This window comes from Amycolatopsis sp. NBRC 101858, from assembly GCF_030269325.1.
GTDB lineage: Bacteria > Actinomycetota > Actinomycetes > Mycobacteriales > Pseudonocardiaceae > Amycolatopsis > Amycolatopsis ponsaeliensis.
In genome coordinates, this window is record NZ_BSTD01000002.1 from 1,217,783 (window position 1) to 1,234,395 (window position 16,613).

At 71.4% G+C, this 16,613-nt stretch carries 12 protein-coding genes; 6 read left to right on the forward strand and 6 right to left on the reverse strand.

What is annotated here, in order from left to right:
* Positions 1-29: 29 nt before the first annotated feature.
* The 4 genes from QSK39_RS18910 (at position 30) to QSK39_RS18925 (ending at position 6,330) form a co-directional block, all read left to right on the forward strand.
* Positions 30-1,127, forward strand: coding sequence for a ferredoxin reductase (locus tag QSK39_RS18910; protein WP_285479062.1), 1,098 nt, complete (start codon positions 30-32; stop codon positions 1,125-1,127).
* 46 nt (positions 1,128-1,173) lie between these two features.
* Entirely contained in the window at positions 1,174-2,385 is a 1,212-nt protein-coding gene (locus QSK39_RS18915; RefSeq protein WP_285479063.1) for a fatty acid desaturase family protein, read from the forward strand.
* Positions 2,386-2,785: 400 nt separating this feature from the next.
* Positions 2,786-4,759 (forward strand): hypothetical protein, encoded by a 1,974-nt coding sequence (locus QSK39_RS18920; protein ID WP_285479064.1) that lies wholly within the window; start codon positions 2,786-2,788, stop codon positions 4,757-4,759.
* Positions 4,760-4,761: 2 nt separating this feature from the next.
* Positions 4,762-6,330, forward strand: a complete 1,569-nt coding sequence (locus QSK39_RS18925; RefSeq protein ID WP_285479065.1) for a hypothetical protein — start codon at positions 4,762-4,764, stop codon at positions 6,328-6,330.
* Here the strand turns inward: QSK39_RS18925 and QSK39_RS18930 are convergent.
* Together QSK39_RS18930 and QSK39_RS18935 are read right to left on the reverse strand one after the other, a co-directional pair.
* On the reverse strand, positions 6,321-7,151 hold the full coding sequence (locus QSK39_RS18930; protein WP_285479066.1) for an alpha/beta fold hydrolase: 831 nt from the start codon (positions 7,149-7,151) through the stop codon (positions 6,321-6,323). The two genes, QSK39_RS18925 and QSK39_RS18930, sit on opposite strands and share 10 nt — an antisense overlap.
* A complete protein-coding gene (locus QSK39_RS18935) occupies positions 7,148-8,281 on the reverse strand; it encodes an FAD-dependent oxidoreductase (protein ID WP_285479067.1) in 1,134 nt (377 codons plus the stop codon). The genes QSK39_RS18930 and QSK39_RS18935 overlap by 4 nt, the downstream gene beginning before the upstream one ends.
* 96 nt (positions 8,282-8,377) lie before the next feature.
* On the opposite strand from QSK39_RS18935, the gene QSK39_RS18940 reads away from it, so the two are divergent.
* Positions 8,378-8,914: a TetR/AcrR family transcriptional regulator C-terminal domain-containing protein gene (locus QSK39_RS18940; protein WP_285479068.1), complete on the forward strand. Its 537-nt coding sequence runs from the start codon at positions 8,378-8,380 to the stop codon at positions 8,912-8,914.
* A 15-nt stretch (positions 8,915-8,929) separates the two neighbouring features.
* Here the strand turns inward: QSK39_RS18940 and QSK39_RS18945 are convergent, their stop codons facing one another.
* Together QSK39_RS18945 and QSK39_RS18950 are read right to left on the reverse strand one after the other, a co-directional pair.
* On the reverse strand, positions 8,930-9,178 hold the full coding sequence (locus tag QSK39_RS18945; RefSeq protein WP_285479069.1) for a hypothetical protein: 249 nt from the start codon (positions 9,176-9,178) through the stop codon (positions 8,930-8,932).
* Between the two features lie 60 nt (positions 9,179-9,238).
* On the reverse strand, positions 9,239-10,150 hold the full coding sequence (locus tag QSK39_RS18950; protein WP_285479070.1) for an NADP-dependent oxidoreductase: 912 nt from the start codon (positions 10,148-10,150) through the stop codon (positions 9,239-9,241).
* Positions 10,151-10,228: 78 nt separating this feature from the next.
* Between QSK39_RS18950 and QSK39_RS18955 the strand changes: the two genes are divergently transcribed.
* Complete coding sequence (locus QSK39_RS18955; protein WP_285479071.1) at positions 10,229-10,798, forward strand: TetR/AcrR family transcriptional regulator; 570 nt, start codon at positions 10,229-10,231, stop codon at positions 10,796-10,798.
* Here QSK39_RS18955 and QSK39_RS18960 read toward each other — a convergent pair.
* Together QSK39_RS18960 and QSK39_RS18965 are read right to left on the reverse strand one after the other, a co-directional pair.
* The gene (locus QSK39_RS18960; protein ID WP_285479072.1) at positions 10,782-12,605 is read right to left on the reverse strand and encodes a cupredoxin domain-containing protein; all 1,824 of its coding nucleotides are present in this window, start codon (positions 12,603-12,605) and stop codon (positions 10,782-10,784) included. The genes QSK39_RS18955 and QSK39_RS18960 overlap by 17 nt on opposite strands.
* A gap of 57 nt (positions 12,606-12,662) precedes the next feature.
* A complete protein-coding gene (locus QSK39_RS18965) occupies positions 12,663-16,610 on the reverse strand; it encodes a ThuA domain-containing protein (protein ID WP_285479073.1) in 3,948 nt (1,315 codons plus the stop codon).
* Positions 16,611-16,613 lie beyond the last annotated feature (3 nt).

Here is a 16,613-nt window from a genome sequence, read left to right on the forward strand (position 1 = left end):
TTGAGTGCACGTCTGTACACTCAACTGGCATGGCTGAAGTGGGAATGCGCCCCCCGGCGTCGCCGCTGCGGCGCCGGGCACTGCGCGCGGTGCGCTGGCTCTTCACCCCCCTGCGCCCGGACGACTACCTCGAGCTGATCAACCCCCTGTGGTCGACCCGGGAGCTGCGCGGGCGCGTCGAGCGCGTCGTGCCCGAACGAGGTGGCGCGGCCACCGTGCTGATCCGGCCGGGCTTCGACTGGGTCGGGCACCGGCCCGGGCAGTACGTGCGGCTGGGCGTGGTCATCGACGGCGTCCACCACTGGCGCGCGTACTCGCTGACGTCGAGCCCGGACCGCGCCGACGGGCTCATTTCGGTCACCCCTAAGAAGGTCGACGGCGGAGTGGTCTCGCCGTTCCTCGTCGACCGCGTCCGCCCCGGGGAGGTCGTGCGGCTCGGCGAGGTCGAAGGGGCCTTCACCCTGCCGGACCGGCTCGACCGCGGCCTGCTGTTCGTCACCGCCGGCAGCGGCATCACGCCGGTGATGAGCATGCTGCGCCACCTCGCGCCGGGGCCCGGCCTGCGCGACGTCGTCCACGTGCATTCGGCGCGGGAGGCGGACGGGGTCACCTTCGGCGAAGAGCTGGCCGGCCTCGAAAAGCAGCACGCGGGTTTCCGCCTCGAACTGCGCATCACCGGTGCGGACGGCCGGTTCACCCCGGCCGACCTCGACACCGTGTGCCCGGACTGGCGCGAGCGGGAGACCTACGCCTGCGGTCCCGGCGAGCTGCTCGACGCGCTGCAGGCGCACTGGAAACGGCACGGCGACACCGGCCGGCTGCACCACGAACGGTTCCAGCCGATCGTCGGCGGCGAAGACGCCGAGGGCGCGGGCGGCACCGTGCGGTTCGCGCACCGCAACCTCGACGCGGACTGCCCGCCCGGCACCCCGATCCTCGTCGCGGGCGAGAACGCGGGCGTCGAGATGCCCTTCGGCTGCCGGGTCGGGGTCTGCCACACGTGCGTGCTGCCGATCCGGGAAGGCCGGATCCGGGACCTGCGCACGAACGCCGTCAGCGAGAAGCACAACGAGATCGTGCGCACCTGCGTGCACGGTGCCGAAGGCCGGGTCACGGTCGAACTCTGAACGTGGAGAGGAACTCATGACTGCCCCTACGCACCCTTTCGCCCACTTGAGCGAAGTCCAGCTCGCCGAACTCGCCCGCGAGTTCGACGCCATCCACGACCGGGTGCGCGCCGACCTGGGCGAGCGCGACCGCCGGTACATCAAGGGCGTCATCCGGCTGCACCGCCAGATCGCGGTGGCCGGCCGGGCGCTGCTGCTCGGATCCCGGTCCAAGGTGGCCTGGACCGCGGGCACCGGCTGCCTCGCGGTCGCGAAGATCCTGGAGAACATGGAGATCGGGCACAACGTGCTGCACGGCCAGTGGGACTGGATGAACGACCCGTACATCCATTCGTCCACTTGGGACTGGGACACGGCGTCGACGGCGGCGGCGTGGAAGCACTCGCACAACTACATCCACCACACGTACACGAACATCCGCGGCAAGGACAAGGATCTCGGCTACGAGATCATGCGCATCGACCCGCACCAGAAGTGGCACCCGGCGTACCTCGCGCAGCCGTTGTACAACCTGCTGCTGATGGCGTTCTTCGAGTGGGGCGTCGCGGTGCACGACCTGGACGTCGAAGCCATCCGCGCCGGCGAGAAGCCGATGAAGGACGTGTGGCACGACATCAAGGGCATCTCGGGCAAGGCCCGCGACCAGATCCTGAAGGACTACGTCGGCTGGCCGCTGGTGAGTGCGCTCGCCGCGACCGCCGTGGGCAGGCTCGTGCACCGCGAGCCGCGTTCCCGGGCCCGCGGACGACGTCGTCGCGGTGCGGTGCGGGCCCAGCTCGCGGCGGCCCGGACCGAGGGCGGCGGCACGTTCGCGGCGACGTTCTGGGCGGACTTCACGGCGAACATCATCCGCAACCTGTGGGCCCACTCGATCATCTTCTGCGGCCATTTCCCGGACCAGACGTACACGTTCGGCCAGGAGGAAGTCGAGGACGAGACCCGCGGCGGCTGGTACGTCCGCCAGCTCGTCGGCGCGGCGAACATCACGGGATCCCCGCTGTTCCACCTGATGAGCGGCAACCTCGGCTACCAGGTCGAGCACCACCTGTTCCCGGACATGCCGAGCAGCCGCTACGCGGAGATCGCCCCCCAGGTCCGCGACATCTGCCGGCGCTACGGCCTGCCGTACAACACGGGCCCGCTGTCCAAGCAGCTCGGCACGGTGCACCGGACGATCTTGCGGCTGGCGTTCCCGGGCGGCAAGGTCCGCCCGAAGCCGGGCCCGTACCCGGGCGACGAACTGCAGCGCGCGGCTTGAGCATCGAAGCGGGCGCGGCCGGCGCGATGGTGGCTGGAAAGGCCAAGATCTCGCCGGTCGCGCAAGGGCCACCGGTACTCGCGGACCGCCAAAGCCAGGGCCGAAACCCGTCGCTTGGCTCGGGGAGGTGGCCCGTACCCGGGCGACGAGCTGCAGCGCGCGGCCTGAGCGCCGGACCGGGGCGGGGCCGGCGCGATGGTGGCCGGCACCCCACGGATCTCGCCGGTCAGCGCCGGCCGCGCAAGTGCCAACGGCGCACGCAGACCGCCGAAGCCCAGCCCGTACCCGGGCGACGAGCTGCAGCGCGCGGCCTGAGCGCCGGGCCGGGGCGCGGCGGCCAGTCGGTCGATAGTTGCCATTCCGCTCGTATCAAGGCGCCGCACCTCCTACTCTCACTGGTGTGGACGGCATCGAGAGTCTCCGGCACGCGATCGAGACGATCCCCATCCCCGGCGCCCCGCCCCGGCTGTCGCGCCAGGGTGCCGCCGTCGGGCTCGCTCTTCTCGACACCTCCTTGCGGCTCAACCACGTGCGGCGCCTGACCGAACGGCTGACCGTCGTCGAACACGGGACCGCCCGGCGCAGCACCGAGGTCGACGTCAGCCTCAAGCTCCTCGACGAAGGGCAGCGCCAGGCCACCGCGCAGCTGCAGGACCTCATCGGGCAGGAACACGGCGAGCGGGCGGCCTCGCGACCGGCCCGGCAACGGTCCCTGTGGGTGCCGCTGGCCCGGCTGCCGCGCCGGGACGTCTCCCCCGTCGACGTCTTCGACAGCGCGGGCCAGAAGCTGCCGCGGCTCACCCAGCACGAGGCGTCCCGGCTGGTCGCTTCCGGGCTCTACCGGCTGCTGCGCGGGATCCTCGCCGGCGACGAGAACGCCCAGACCGCCAAGCACGAGCTCAACACGTTCCTCTTCCAGGTGCACGAACCGCGCTGGCTCATCCAGCAGGCCTTGCTGACCCTGCTCACCGAGCGGAACCACCCGGAGGAGCAGTTCGCGCTCGCCCCGGCCGGCGGCACGGTCCCCGGCTACGGGCGGCAGTGCCGGGAACTGGCGCTGGACATCCTTTCCGGCTGCGCGGACCTGCTCGTCGAATACGCATACCTGCTGAACGTCGCCGTCCGCGACTACATGCTGGTGGTCGCGCTGGACGACTCGGTCGAAGAACACCGGCTCAGCTACGAAACCCCGCTGCACGTCGACGCCCGGCAGCCCGTCGCGAAGGAGCAGTGGCGGCGGCTGGCCTCGAGCCGTCGCGGCTACGTCGTCAGCTACGAGACCATGATCCCGGCGACGCTGAAGTCCTACCACCTGGTGGCCGGGACCGCGCCGGAAGCCGAGATCTCCCGGATGTACCTGTCCACCGACGCCGACCAGCACCAGGTCGACGGCCTGGCCGAGGACCTGCTCTCGCTGGCCGAACGCCAGGACGCCGCGCCGCTGCAGGAAGCCGACGGCGCCCGCCACAAGATCCTCGAGCTGCAGGCGCAGACCGTGCTGCGGCGGCTGGCCGACCTGCTGCGCCGCCGCAAGTGGGAGGCCGGCCAGTCCGGGGTGGAGCTGTCCCCGCGCAGCCTGCCCGCCTGCCACCGGCTCGCCGCCGCGGCCACGACGGGCGAGGCGGTGCGGACCGACGTCGGCGAGCTCGACAACTCCCTGCGGCGGCACCCCGAGTTCACGGCCGCGAACCTCCGCGAGGCCGCGCGCGAACTGACCGAGCGGGAGTTCGGGCAGGACCTGGTCCTCGTCAACGGCATCGCCGACAACGAGGCCCGGGCGTACTGGCGCCGCTCCGGCGGCCGCGACCCGCGCGGCGACCACGTCCGGATCCGCGCGACGCTCGTCCTCAAGGACTCCACGAAGTCCGGCCCGCTCAACGTGACGTTCTACGCGCTGGCCGTCGCGACGGTCTCGTTCGTGCTCGGCTGGCTGCTGGTGGGCAGCCCGTGGCCGTACGGCCGGGAGGCCACCACGGCGCTCGGCCACATCGGCGACGGCCAGTCGGTGATCACGATGTTGCTGCTGCTGCCGGGCTTCCTCTACAGCCGCCTGTCATTGCCGCCGCGACGGACCGTGCTCGGCTACCTCGGCACGCTGCCGCAGGCGCTGGTCCAGCTGAGCATCGCGGCCATCGCCGGGTTCGCCGCGGCCGTCGCGACGCAGAGCCGGGGCGAGGTCGTCCAGGTCACCCTCACGATCGCGGTGGGGCTGCCGGTGCTCGCCGCGCTCGTGCTGTTCGGCCAAGCGTCGTGGCGCGAGTCGGCGATCCCGCTGTCGCGCATCGGGGCGCCACGGTGGGCGGGCTCCGGCGCCTGGGACCGCCGCAAGCCCCTCGAAGCCGACGTGCGGTTCGACTCGTCCGGCGGGTGGTGAAGGTGCGCAGCCAGCGGATCTCCGTGCGGAACGTGGCCGACCTGGCCCGGGCCGGGTTCGAGATCGCGCGGCAACCGGTGACCCAGGTGGACTTCGAGGTGCACCACGCGCTGGCGCGGCACGGCTACCTGCGCGAGCTCGTCTCCGCGAACTCCGACAGCACGGTCTTCCTGGAAACGCTGTGCTCGGCCACGAACGGCGCCGGCGTCGTGATCGGCACCCGCACCCGCAAACCCCTGGACGGCACCGAGGTCGTCGAGCGCGTCGACGGGCACCAGCCGGCCGAACGCCCCGAGCAGAACGCGGGCGGCTGGGTGTTCCACCAGACGACCTCGCCCAACCCGACGTTCATCTACGAGTCCGCGCAGCGGTTCGAGGGCCTGATCGGGATCGACCCGGGGGCGCGCGAGGTGTCCGAGTGGCACGGCCTCGCCATCCGCGACCTCGTCCGGGAGATCTCCGACGCCGCGTCCTCGCTCATCGACGCGCCGCTGCTGTCGCTGCAGTGCCCGGCCCAGCTGCCGACGGTCGTCAAGACCCGCAACCACGACCTGCGCACCCGCAAGGAGATCGCGTCGCCGTGCGCGTCGCTGGCGGTCCGGTTCGCGATCGCGCTGCGGGACGCGTCCGCGGCCGCGCGGTTCGAGCTGGCCGACCGGTTCCGGGAGCTGTGCGAGAAGCACGGGTACAGCTTCTGGCTCGCCGACACGCGGCCGGGGCACCGGCAGGGCAACTGGTTCGAGGTCTCCCACGCCGACGGCGAGTTCTCCCCGCTCTACAAGGGCGACCTCCGGTCCCGCCAGCGGGTCGGCGCGGTCCTGCCGGTGACGTTCGTCGGGCCGGCGCGGATCGGCTCCACGAACGCCATCGCCTCCTTCCTGCAGCGCTACCCCCAGGTGGGCGTGGTCGGCTGCGCGGCCACGACGCTGTCGGACGTCGCGTTCGTCCACCTGCAGCTGGCGATCCACGGCGTGGCCACCGACCGGCTGAACCGCATCCTCGGCAAGCTGCTCGGCGAGGCCACCACCCCGGCCCGGCCGACCAAGCTGCTGCGCGAGCTGTTCAAGCGCCTCGGCCTGCCGCCCGACCCCGACGGGCCGGGTCCGTCCGCGAAGGACCCGACCAGCGACTACCAGACGTTCACCGGTCCCGCGTTCGCCTACCGCCCGTTCCAGATGCCCGACTGCATGGCGGTGTGGGTGTCGTGGGAGATCGCCCGCCAGCACCAGGGCCTGGCCGCCCCGCTGGACTGCCTGTACCGCGCGCTGGCCCAGGTCGCGCCCCGGGTGTCACCGGAAACCGTCGGCTCGGCGGGCGACCTGGCCACCGTCGAGTACCTCATCTGCCGCGCCACCGAGCAGTCGGTGGTGCGGGGCAAGGCAAAGCTGGCCGTGCCGAAGTCGGTCCTGCGCCAGTTCTCCTCGGGCGGGGTCGAGCTGCCCGCGTCCAAGCTGTGCGCCGCACTGGAGGAGGCGTGGAAGGCCCACGTCGACCAGTCCGGTGTGGACGGAGTGAGCGAGCTGACGGTGGCCTGGCGCGAATCCTGGCTGGGCCACTGGACCTATTCGTAGAAGTCGCGCAGCGCCCGGGCCACGACGAGCGGGGCTCCGTCGTCCTCCGGTCCCGAATGGCCCAGGCCCGGCAGGGTGACGCTGTGCGCGTGCGGGAGCACCTCGGCGAGCTTCCCCAGCGCCCGGCCCAGGTACTCCGCGCTCTTGGTGCCGCCGAGGAGCAGCACTCGCGCCTCGAGTCCGGTGTACTCCCCGGCGGTGTCGGCCAGCTCGTCGATGACCTGCATGTCGAAGTGCAGCGTCGGGATGAGCGCCTCGACCGGCACGTCCTCGGGGTTTCCCTTGCCCTGCAGGCGCGCGCCGGCGGTCAGGAGCGGCACCAGGGCGACGCGCGGGATCCGGCTGAACAGCGACGGTTCGGTGGCCAGCCCCCGCATGCCCGTGACGAGTGCGGCCGCGCTCCGGCCCGCGGCGATCTCGCGGTCGAAGCGCGGCAGCCAGCCCATCGGCACCGACCCGTCGATCGACAGCGGCGGCTCGTACAGGGCGATCCGGTCGAGCGCGGGCGTGCCCAGGGCCGTGCGCAGGACGACGAGAGCGCCCGTGCTCAGGCCGAAGGCCCGGGTCGCGCCGGTCGCGGCGACGAGGGCCTGCAGGTCTTCGACCTCCTTCCCGACGCCGAAGTCCCCGCCGTGCGGACCGCTCAGCCCGCGGCCGCGCCGGTCGGGCACGTGGACCGTGAAGTCGGCCGACAGGGCGGCAGCGAGCTTCGTGAAGTGCTGCGACGCGAGCATTCCGCCGTGGACCAGGATCAGCGCGGGGCCGTGGCCGAGGGTGCGGTAGCCGATCGTGGTCCCGTCGGCCGAGCGGACTTCGTTCATCGCGCTGCCCCCGAGACCGGGACGAACCGGCGCAGGGCCTGCTTGCCGACCTCGACGGCCGCGTTCCCGCGTTCCAGCAGATCATGCTGGTACGCCTCCAGAGCCTGGTGGAGATCTCCCGCCTCGGCCAGCAGCGCGCTCAGCCGGACGGCGTCCTGCATCGCGGTCGCGGCGCCGTTGCCGCCGCTGGCGAGCGTCTGGTGCGCGGCGTCCCCCAGCAGCGTCACGCGGCTCACCGGCCAGGGCGGCATCGGGCGGTCGAAGACCTTCGAGCGGCCGACCCCGCTCATGTCGGCGCTTTCCACCAGCGCCCGGAGGTCGGGGTGCCAGCCGTCGATCAGCTCCAGCACCAGCTCGCGGGCGTCGTCCCGGGGCGGGCCGGTGGCGGCCGGATGGTCCGGCGGGACGAGCAGCACCCAGCGCACGTAGCTTTCCCGGTGCGGCAGGGGCAGGCCGGGAGCGAGCTCGGCGGCCGCGTCCGACGGCTCCCGGTCGAAGTCCATCCGGCCCAGCATCAGCGTGCTGTCGGGCCCCTTCACCATGGTGCCGCGTCCCGGGACGAGCCGCCGGAAGCGGTCGGCGGCGGGGGTGCGTCCCATCGCGCCGCACAGGTCGGCGTCGACGAGCTGTACTTCCGGCACCAGCTTCCGCCGCACCGCGGAGTTCCCGCCGTCGGCGCCGACGAGGACGTCACCCGTGGCCTTCGTGCCGTCGGTGAAGAAGGCGGTGACGGTGTGCTCGTCTTCGTCGAAGCTCTTGAGCCGCTTGGTGAAGGTGACGCGGTCACCCAGGTCGCCGAGCAGGATCTGCCGCAGCACCTGCCGGTCGAACGCCCTCGACTCCTCCGGTCCGGGCAGGTCGCTGCCGAGCAGGGTGAGCTGCGCGTCGAAGAGCAGGCCGGGCCCGGTCAGGCTGCCGCTGGTGGCCTCGGCGAGGTCGTGGAGCCGCGGCGGCAGGCTCGCGCGCAGGGCGTCCATCGCCGGCGGCGCGAGGCCGATCCGGTAGCCCTGGGTGCGCTCGCCGGTCCCGTCGTCGGCTTCGAACACGCGGACGTCGAGGCCCGCGCGGACCAGGGCGTGCGCGAGGGTCAGCCCGCCGAGCCCGGCGCCGATCACCAGAATCCGTGTCATTTCCCATCCCCCATCTCCCATGTGAACAACGTTCACGTGTACATTGTTCACGTAGGCGAGGCAGGCTTGTCAAGCCCGGATTTTCGGAGGACTTTCGTGGGGCAGCGACGCACCGAGGTACTCGCGGCGGCGATCGAGCTGCTCGACGAGGCCGGCTTGGACGCGCTGACGATGCGGCTCCTGGCGAGCCGGCTCGGGGTGCGCGCGAGTGCGTTGTACCGGCATTACCCGAGCAAGCAGGCGTTGCTGGACGCGATGGTGGCTTCGCTGGTGGGCCCCGCTCCGGCCATGCCGGCCGACGCGCCGTGGGAGGACTCGTTGCGCGGCGCGGCTTCGGGCATGCGCGAGGTGATGCTGGCCCACCGCGACGGAGCCCGCCTGATTTCCGGCTTCCACAACCCGGGCGACGAGGCGATCGCGGTGTTCACGCACCTCGTCGAGTCGCTGGCAGGGGCGGGGATTACGGCTGGGATGGCGTCGGTCGCGGTGGACACGGTTTTGGCTTATGCCAACGGTTTCACGATCGAGGAGCAGGCGCGGAAGCTTGCGTGGCCCAGAGAGGAGCGGGACCGCGCTTTCGGTGACGGGTTGGATTTGATCATCGCGGGGATCAGGGGATCACTGCCGTCCTGACCCGACCGCTGGGCGCTATCGGACCGCGCCGGCGGCGTAGAAGACGATGCCGAGACCGACCAGGATCAGCGGGATGACGACCAGGACCCAGGTCAGCAGCCGCTTCAGCTTGTAGATGGCGACCAGCGTCTCGTACTTGATCTGCAGGTCGGCTTCGTCGGTGTCGTCGGCCTCGAGGATGCGGCCGACCACCTGGTCCATCTCGGTGCCGGGGCGCACCTCGTGCGCGGACATGATGCCGAACTGTGCCAGCGTTTCAGCCATCGCGGCCCTCTCCCGTCGGTCACCCCCTGCCCTCGCAGGTCGCCTGCACCGCCGCGGCCGTTACAGTGTCAGGACGATCTTGCCGTGGACATGACGGCTCGCCTGGACCTCCACCGCCTCGCGGACCTTCTCGATCGGGAACGTCCCCGCGATCGGCACCACGATCTCCCCCGCGAGGATCGCGTCCGTGAGCCTCGCCATCGCCTCCGGGGCCGCGTCCGCACCTCCGGTCGCGCGCACTCCGCCTGGTGGGTTCGGGCCCGCCGCGATCGTCGAGATGCGCGCGGGTGAGATACCCAGGGCGAGCGCCGCCTCCGCTGCTTCCGTGCCGAACAAGTCCGTTGCCGATGTCGGGGCCAACGCACGGACTCGGTCCGCCAGGCCGGGGCCGTAGGACACCGGGATGGCGCCCAGCTGGCGCACGAACGGGAACGTCCCCTCCCCCGCGGTCCCGATCACCCGGGCGCCCGCGCGTGCGGCCAGTTGCACTGCGAACACGCCCACCCCACCCGCCGCTCCGCCGATCAGGACCGTGTCCTGCGGCCGCAAGTCGATCGCCGCCAGGGCCGCCGCGGCCGTCAAGCCGGCCACCGGGAGCGTCGCCGCGACTTCGTCGGGAATGCCAGGCGGGGTCGGCCAGAGCGTGTCGGCCGGGGTTGCCACCACCGCGAAGTCCGCCGCCGCGCGAGCCATCACGCCGCCGAACACCCGTTGGCCCACCGAGAAACCCGTGGCGCCGGGGCCGACCTCGTCGATCACCCCGGCCAGGTCGTAGCCGAAACCGGACGGCACCGTCACGCCGAACTGCGCCGCCAGCGCCGGGTGCGATGCCAGGCCCCAGTCCATCGGGTTCAGGCCCGCGGCCGCCACCCGGATGCGGAGCTCACCCGGCCCCGCGTGCGGCTCCGGGACCTCGCGCACCTCCAGGACCTCGGGACCGCCGAACTTCTCGTAAATGACCGCGCGGCTCATGAGCCACCTCCACTGTGATGAGACTTGGTCCCATCACCGTACACGAGGTGACGGGACCAAGTCCCGTACACTCGGGCCATGGCCCGCTGGCAACCCCACGCTCCGGAACGACTCGTCACGGCCGCGCTCGAACTGTTCGAGGAGCGGGGCTACGAAAACACCACCGTGATCGAGATCGCCGAGCGCGCCGGGCTGACCAAGAGCACCTTCTTCCGGCACTTCCCCGACAAGCGCGAGGTGCTCTTCGGCGGCGACACCCTCGCCGGGCTGCTCGCCGACCGGATCGCCGACGGGCCGGCCGCGGCCGGCCCGCTCGAAGCCGTTGCCCACGCCCTCGAGGCGCTCGGCCGAGAAACCTTCACCGCCGAGCGCCGTGAGTTCAGCGCCCGGCGAGGAGCGGTCATCGCCGCCAACCCCGAGCTGCGTGAACGCGAGGCACTGAAGGGCCTCGGGCTCACCGCGGCGATGGCCGAAGCCCTCGGCCGCCGCGGTGTGCCCGATCCCGCAGCACGCGTGGGAGCGCAGCTCGGCGCGCTCGTCCTGACGCTCGCCTACGAACGCTGGAGCGAGCCGGGCGGCGACACCGATTTCGGTGCCGCCGCCCGGCAGGCCCTGCGCGAAGTGCAAGCCGCTACAGCAGCTTCCTGACGTCGCCGGCCCGGGCACCGGCGGTGGGCGCGCCGCCGATGTCCGACTCGATCGCCGCCGTCACGATGCGGTTCCGGTCCCCGCTGGACAGCACGCCGTTGCCGACCAGCTCCTGCGTCACCGCCTTCACGTGCTTCACGAACCGGTCGTGCGACGCGTATTCCGCGTTCTCGTCGATGACGTCGTTGAGCGTGCAGCCGTTGCCGATGTCGATGTTCTCCACCTGGCTGTCGACCCCGCCGATCACCACCGTCTCCCGGGTGTCCGAGACCGGGCAGGCGTCCGGCGGCGGCGTGGCCGAGACCACCGTGAACGCACCGAACACCTCCAGCGAGGCGTTCCCGGCGACGTCCGTGGCCCGGGCGCCGACGGTGTGCGCGCCCAGCGCCGACACGACTACGGGCGCCGTGTACCGCGTCCACGCTCCACTGTCCACTTTATACTCGACGGAGTCCACACCCGACCCGGCGTCGGTGGCGGCCAGCGTCACGGTCGCCTGGCCGACGTAGGACCAGTTGCCGTCCTGCCTGCCGCTCACCGCCAGGGACGCCACCGGCGCCGTCGTGTCGCCGCCGGCCACCACGGTGAAGGACACGCTCGCCGGCGCGGACGTGTTCCCGGCGACGTCCCGGGCGCGGTAGCCGACCGTGTGCGCACCCACCGCGGTCACCGCGACCGGTGCGGTGTAGGCGGTCCACGCGCCACCGTCCACCTGGTACTCCGTCGCCGCGACACCGGACCCGGTGTCGGAAGCCACGACCGTGACGGTCGCCTTGCCGACGTAGTTGCCGCCGGTGTCCTGCGTACCGGCCACCGAGGCCGTCACGGTCGGCGGGGTCGTGTCGCTCTTCACCACGGTGAAGTGGGACATGCCCTCCGGTGACGTGTTCCCGGCGGTGTCGGTCGCCCGGAAGTGGACCATGTGCTCACCCGCACCGGTCACCGCGACCGGCGCGGTGTAGGCGGTCCACGCCCCGCCGTCCAGCTGGTACTCCACCGACGCCACCGCGGAATCGGCGTCGGTCGCCGTCAGCCGGACCGTGGCGACGTCGATGTAGTTGCCCGAAGAGTCCTGGGTACCGGTGATCGCCGCGGTCACCGTGGGCGGGCTCGTGTCCCCCTGCCCCGCGACGATCGTGAAGTGCTCCATACCCTCGGCGGAGGTGTTCCCGGCGACGTCGGTGGCGCGGTAGTGGAGCATGTGCATGCCCACGGCGGACACCACCACCGGCGCCGAGTACGCGGTCCAGCTACCGCCGTCCAGCTGGTACTCGACCGAGGCCACGCCGGACCCCGCGTCGGTCGCGGTCAAGGACACCGTCGCCGACGCGATGTAGTTGCCCGAGGGATCGCGGTCGCCCGCCACGGCCGCCGTCACGACCGGTGCGGTCGTGTCGCCGGTGCCGTCGGAGACGACGAACTCCCCCACCATCGTGGTGTGGCCGGGGATCGTGCAGAAGTACCGGTACTTGCCCGGGGTGAGCGTCACGACCGCCTCGTGCCGGCCGTTCTGCGGGTCGAACGGGTTGGCCAGGACGTTGAGCGACACGTCGTGGTTGTAGCCCGGCGTCGACGTGTCGAACGTCAGGGTGTGCGACATCCCCGTCGTGTTGCCGGTGGCTTCGCTGTTCTCGAAGACGATGGTGGTCTCGCCGGGCAGCGCGCCGGTGGGTGCCGACGCGTATTCGGTGGTGCTGTTGCTCCCGGTCCAGGTCAGGGTCTGGACCGGCGCCGCCACCGCGGGGGTGACGAGGCCGAGCAAGACCAGGAAAGCGGCCAGCAGCACGGCGATCGGTCGTGGGGACATCACGGGAAACCTTCCTGGGAGGAACGGGGGCCGGGGGTGAGCCCGGCCCCCGTCGCGCTACAGCTGCCGCACCCGGATGTTGCGGAACTCGATCAGGTCGTTGTCACTGTGGTTCTGCAGCCCGATGAACCCGCTGACGAACTGCCGCAGGTCGGTCGGCGGGTCCCCGGCGCGCGAGGACTGCTGACCCGGCGTGTTGTCGAACTCGTTGATCACCACGCCGTTGCGGATCATCGTGTAGTGCTGCCCGACGACCTTGATCTCGTACTCGTTCCACGTGCCCTTCGGCCGCGCGCCCGCCTGGTCCAGCGTCCGCGGGTCGAAGTTGTAGACCGACCCGGTCTTCTGCGGTTCGCCGGAGTCGCCGTCGTAGATCTGGATCTCGTGACCGCAGTAGATCGCGACCCACGCCTGCGACGTCCGGGCCGAGCCGACCGTGCCGCAGCTGCCCGGTGGCCGCTGCTCCAGCGGCGTCCGCGGGTCCGGGAACCGGACGAAGACGCCGCTGTTGGCCCGGAAGGTGTCCGGGGCGATGTCCTTGAACTGGACCTTCACCGAGAAGTCGGTGAACTGCCGCTGGGCGTACCAGAGCATGCCCAGCCCGCCTGCCGACCGGATCGACCCGTCGGGTTGCAGGGTGAACTGCCCCGATGGCGCCTGTTCCCAGCCGCGTAGCGACGCTGCCGTGCCGTCGAAGATCGCGTCGTAGCCGGTGGTGCCCGGCTTCCCGATCGGCGACGCCTCGGCCGCGGTGTTCAGCTCGGCCACCTCGGCGTCGTTGAGCACCCCGAGGTCCGACAGCGTCTCGGTGGCCTGCTCGACGTGGTTGACGAAGGCCGCGTGCGTGCTCCACGTGCTCTCGTCGTCGATGAAGTCGTCCACCGAACAGCCGCCGCCCGCGTTGCGGTTCGGCACCTTCGTGATCGCGTCGCCCAGGGTCACCACCGGGCTCGGATCGGCCACGAGGCACCCGACGTTCACCGCGGTCCGCGTGGTCACCGCTTCGCCGTCCGCGTAGGTCACGGTCAGCTTGGCGGTGAAGATCCCGGTCCGCGGGTAGGTGTGGCGCGGGTCCGCCTGGGTGGACACCGAGCCGTCGCCGAACTCCCAGCGGTAGGACACCCCGCCGGACTTCGACCCGGTGAACGCCGCCGTCAGCGCCTTGTTCTGCACCAGCACCGACGACGCCGCCGGCGCCGGGGTCGGCGCACCGCCGGTGTAGCTGATCTTCAGCAGCTTCTGGTTGGCGTCCAGGGAGAAGAAGCCGTTGCCGTAGTCGAGCACGTACAGCGCGCCGTCCGGCCCGAACTTGGCGTCCATCCAGCTCTGCACCTTGGTGTCACCCGACCCGCCCGGGATGATCTGGCGGAACGTCTCGGCGAACACCGGCGGCTGGTGCGTCGGCACGCCCGCCGGGTCCACGGTCACCGCGACCCGGTTCTGGGAGTTGGACTCGTCGCCGATGAACCACTTGTTGTCCCAGTACTCCGGCCACGCCACGCCGCTGTTCGTGTTGACCAGCGAGCGGTGGTACGTCGGCCCGGACATGACCGCCTGGCCGCCGCCCCGCAGGTACGGCTGGGTGTAGGTGGCGTCCGCGGCGACGTAGGTCGGGATGGACGAGCCCGGCCGCTTCGGGAAGACCGGGCCGCCGCCGTCCGGCGAGTACCAGATCATGTTGTCCTTGATCGGCGGCAGGTTCACCAGGCCGGTGTTGCGCGGCGAGGTGTTGACCGGGTTGTCGCAGTCGTACCAGCCGGTCAGCTCCGCGGCGTTGGTGCTGCTGCGGTCGCGGTAGGGCTGCCGGTTGCCCATGCAGTACGGCCAGCCGTGATTGCCCGCCTCGGTGATGATCGTCGCCGTCTCGTACTTCGCCGGGCCGAGCTCCGGGCTCGGCGAAGACGCGTCGGGGCCGACCCAGCCCGCGGTCATCCAGTTGTGCACCGGGTCGATCTGCAGGCGCGAGATGTTGCGGACGCCCATCACGTAGATCTCCGGGCGCGTCTTGTCCGCCGGCCCGTTCGGGAAGAGGTTGCCCTGCGGGATGGTGTACGTCCCGTTCGCCTCCGGGTGGATGCGCAGGATCTTGCCGTCGAGGTCGTTCGTGTTGCCCGCCGTGCGGCGCGCGTCCTGGAACGAGATGCCCTTGTAGTCGAGCGTCCAGTTGTTGCCCGAGTAGCCGTTCGAGCCGCCCGAGGAGTTGTTGTCCCCGGACCCGATGTAGAGGTTGCCGTCCTTGTCGAACGCCATGCCGCCGCCGGCGTGGCAGCAGCTGTGGATCTGGACGTCCCAGGACAGCAGGTCCTTGCGGGTGGCCTGGTCGAGCGTCTGCGCGGTGGCGTTGTAGGTGAACCGCGAGACCGTGCGCTTGCCGATCCGCTTGTCGCGGTCGATCGACGCGTGCGGCATCCAGTACGCGTACATGTAGCCGTTCTCGGTGAACTTCGGGTCCAGCGTCAGCCCGAGCAGGCCCTCTTCGTTCTTGACGAGCTCGTCACCGCTGCCGCGGTTGCCCATCACCGGCAGGGTGGTGAGCAGCTTGACCTTCTTGGTGACCGGGTCCCACTGGTGGACCGTGCCGCAGCCGAGGCCGACGTTCGGGTCGTCCCAGCTGACGATCGGGCCGGTCGGGCAGGCCGCCTTGCCGATGTAGAACACCTTGCCGTCCGGGGCGATGGTGAGCCCGTGCGGCTCGCCGATCTGGTCGAGCTGCCCGGCCGCGTTCTTGCCGGTCAGCCGCTCGACCTTGTAGTTCGCGGCGATCCCGGCCTGGCAGTCGCCGCGCACCATGCCGGTCGTCCAGCGCAGGGCGCCGAGCAGGTGGTTGCGGAACTGCGCTTCGCCGTAGGAGCCTTCGGTGCGGCCCATTCCGGTGTAGAAGGAGCGGCCGCCGTCGTAGTCGCGGCACCACGAGATCGGGTGGAACGCGCCGTTCGCGCCGACGCCCGGCTGGTAGCCCTTCTCCTCGACCTGCGCGACCGTGTGGACGGTGCCGACCGGGTTGGACTCCCAGTTGAGCCAGCGGTCGGTGCGCGTCCAGTTCTGCGGCAGCCCGGCGGTGGCCGGGTGCTTGGCGTCCAGGACGTCGACGACGGCCTGCTGCGGCGCGGGCTCCGGCGGCGGCGGGGTCGTCGAAGTGTCCTTGAACAGCTTGAGGTCGGCGAGCTGGATGAGCGGCTCACCCGAGTTCGCGGTGATGTTCAGCCGGTAGTTCGGGTAGACCGTGGTGTTGCTGAAGGTGAACGTCCGGGTCTGGAACCGGTCGGTGAACACTTCGTTCGTGCGCGTGTCCAGGTCGGTCCAGGTGGCCCCGTCGGCCGAGCCCTGCAGGGTCCAGTTCTTCGGGTCGCGGCCGGGGAAGTCGTTCGCCGACACCAGCGAGTAGCTGCTGACCGCGACCGGAGTGGCCATCTTGTAGGCGGCCCAGCCGGTCGTCGCGAACGTCAGCCACTTGGTGTTTTCGTTGTTGTCGGCCAGTTTCTCCTTGGTCTCGTTCGGCGGGTTCTCCGCGCTCGCGGTCACCGAAGCCACGGCCTCGGGCGTCGGGCGGGCGCCGACCGGGCGCGCGCCGATCAGGCCGGTGAACCACTGGGACGAGTCCTGCGCGCGGGCGGCGTCGGAGATGCCGAGGAACCCGCCGCCGGCCTTCATGTAGGCCTGCAGCGCGGCTTCCTGCTCCCGCGCGAGCGTCACGCCCTGCGCGGACAGGAACACCACGCCGCGGTAGCGGGCGAGGTTGGCCGTGCTGAACACGGCGGGGTCGGACGACGCCGTGACGGTGATGCCGTTGTCCTGCCCGAGCCGCGCGATCGCGTCCGCCGCGCGCAGCACCGGGTCCTTCTGGTCGCCCGCCGCGCCGTGGAAGACCAGCACGTTCACCGGCACGTTCACCACGGCGGGCGCGGCCTGCGCGACCGGCATGGTGATCAGCGGGGCCCCGGCCGCGAGCACCGCCCCGATGGCGAGCACGAGCGCCCCGCGCCTGCCGAACCATCGTCTCTTCATGAT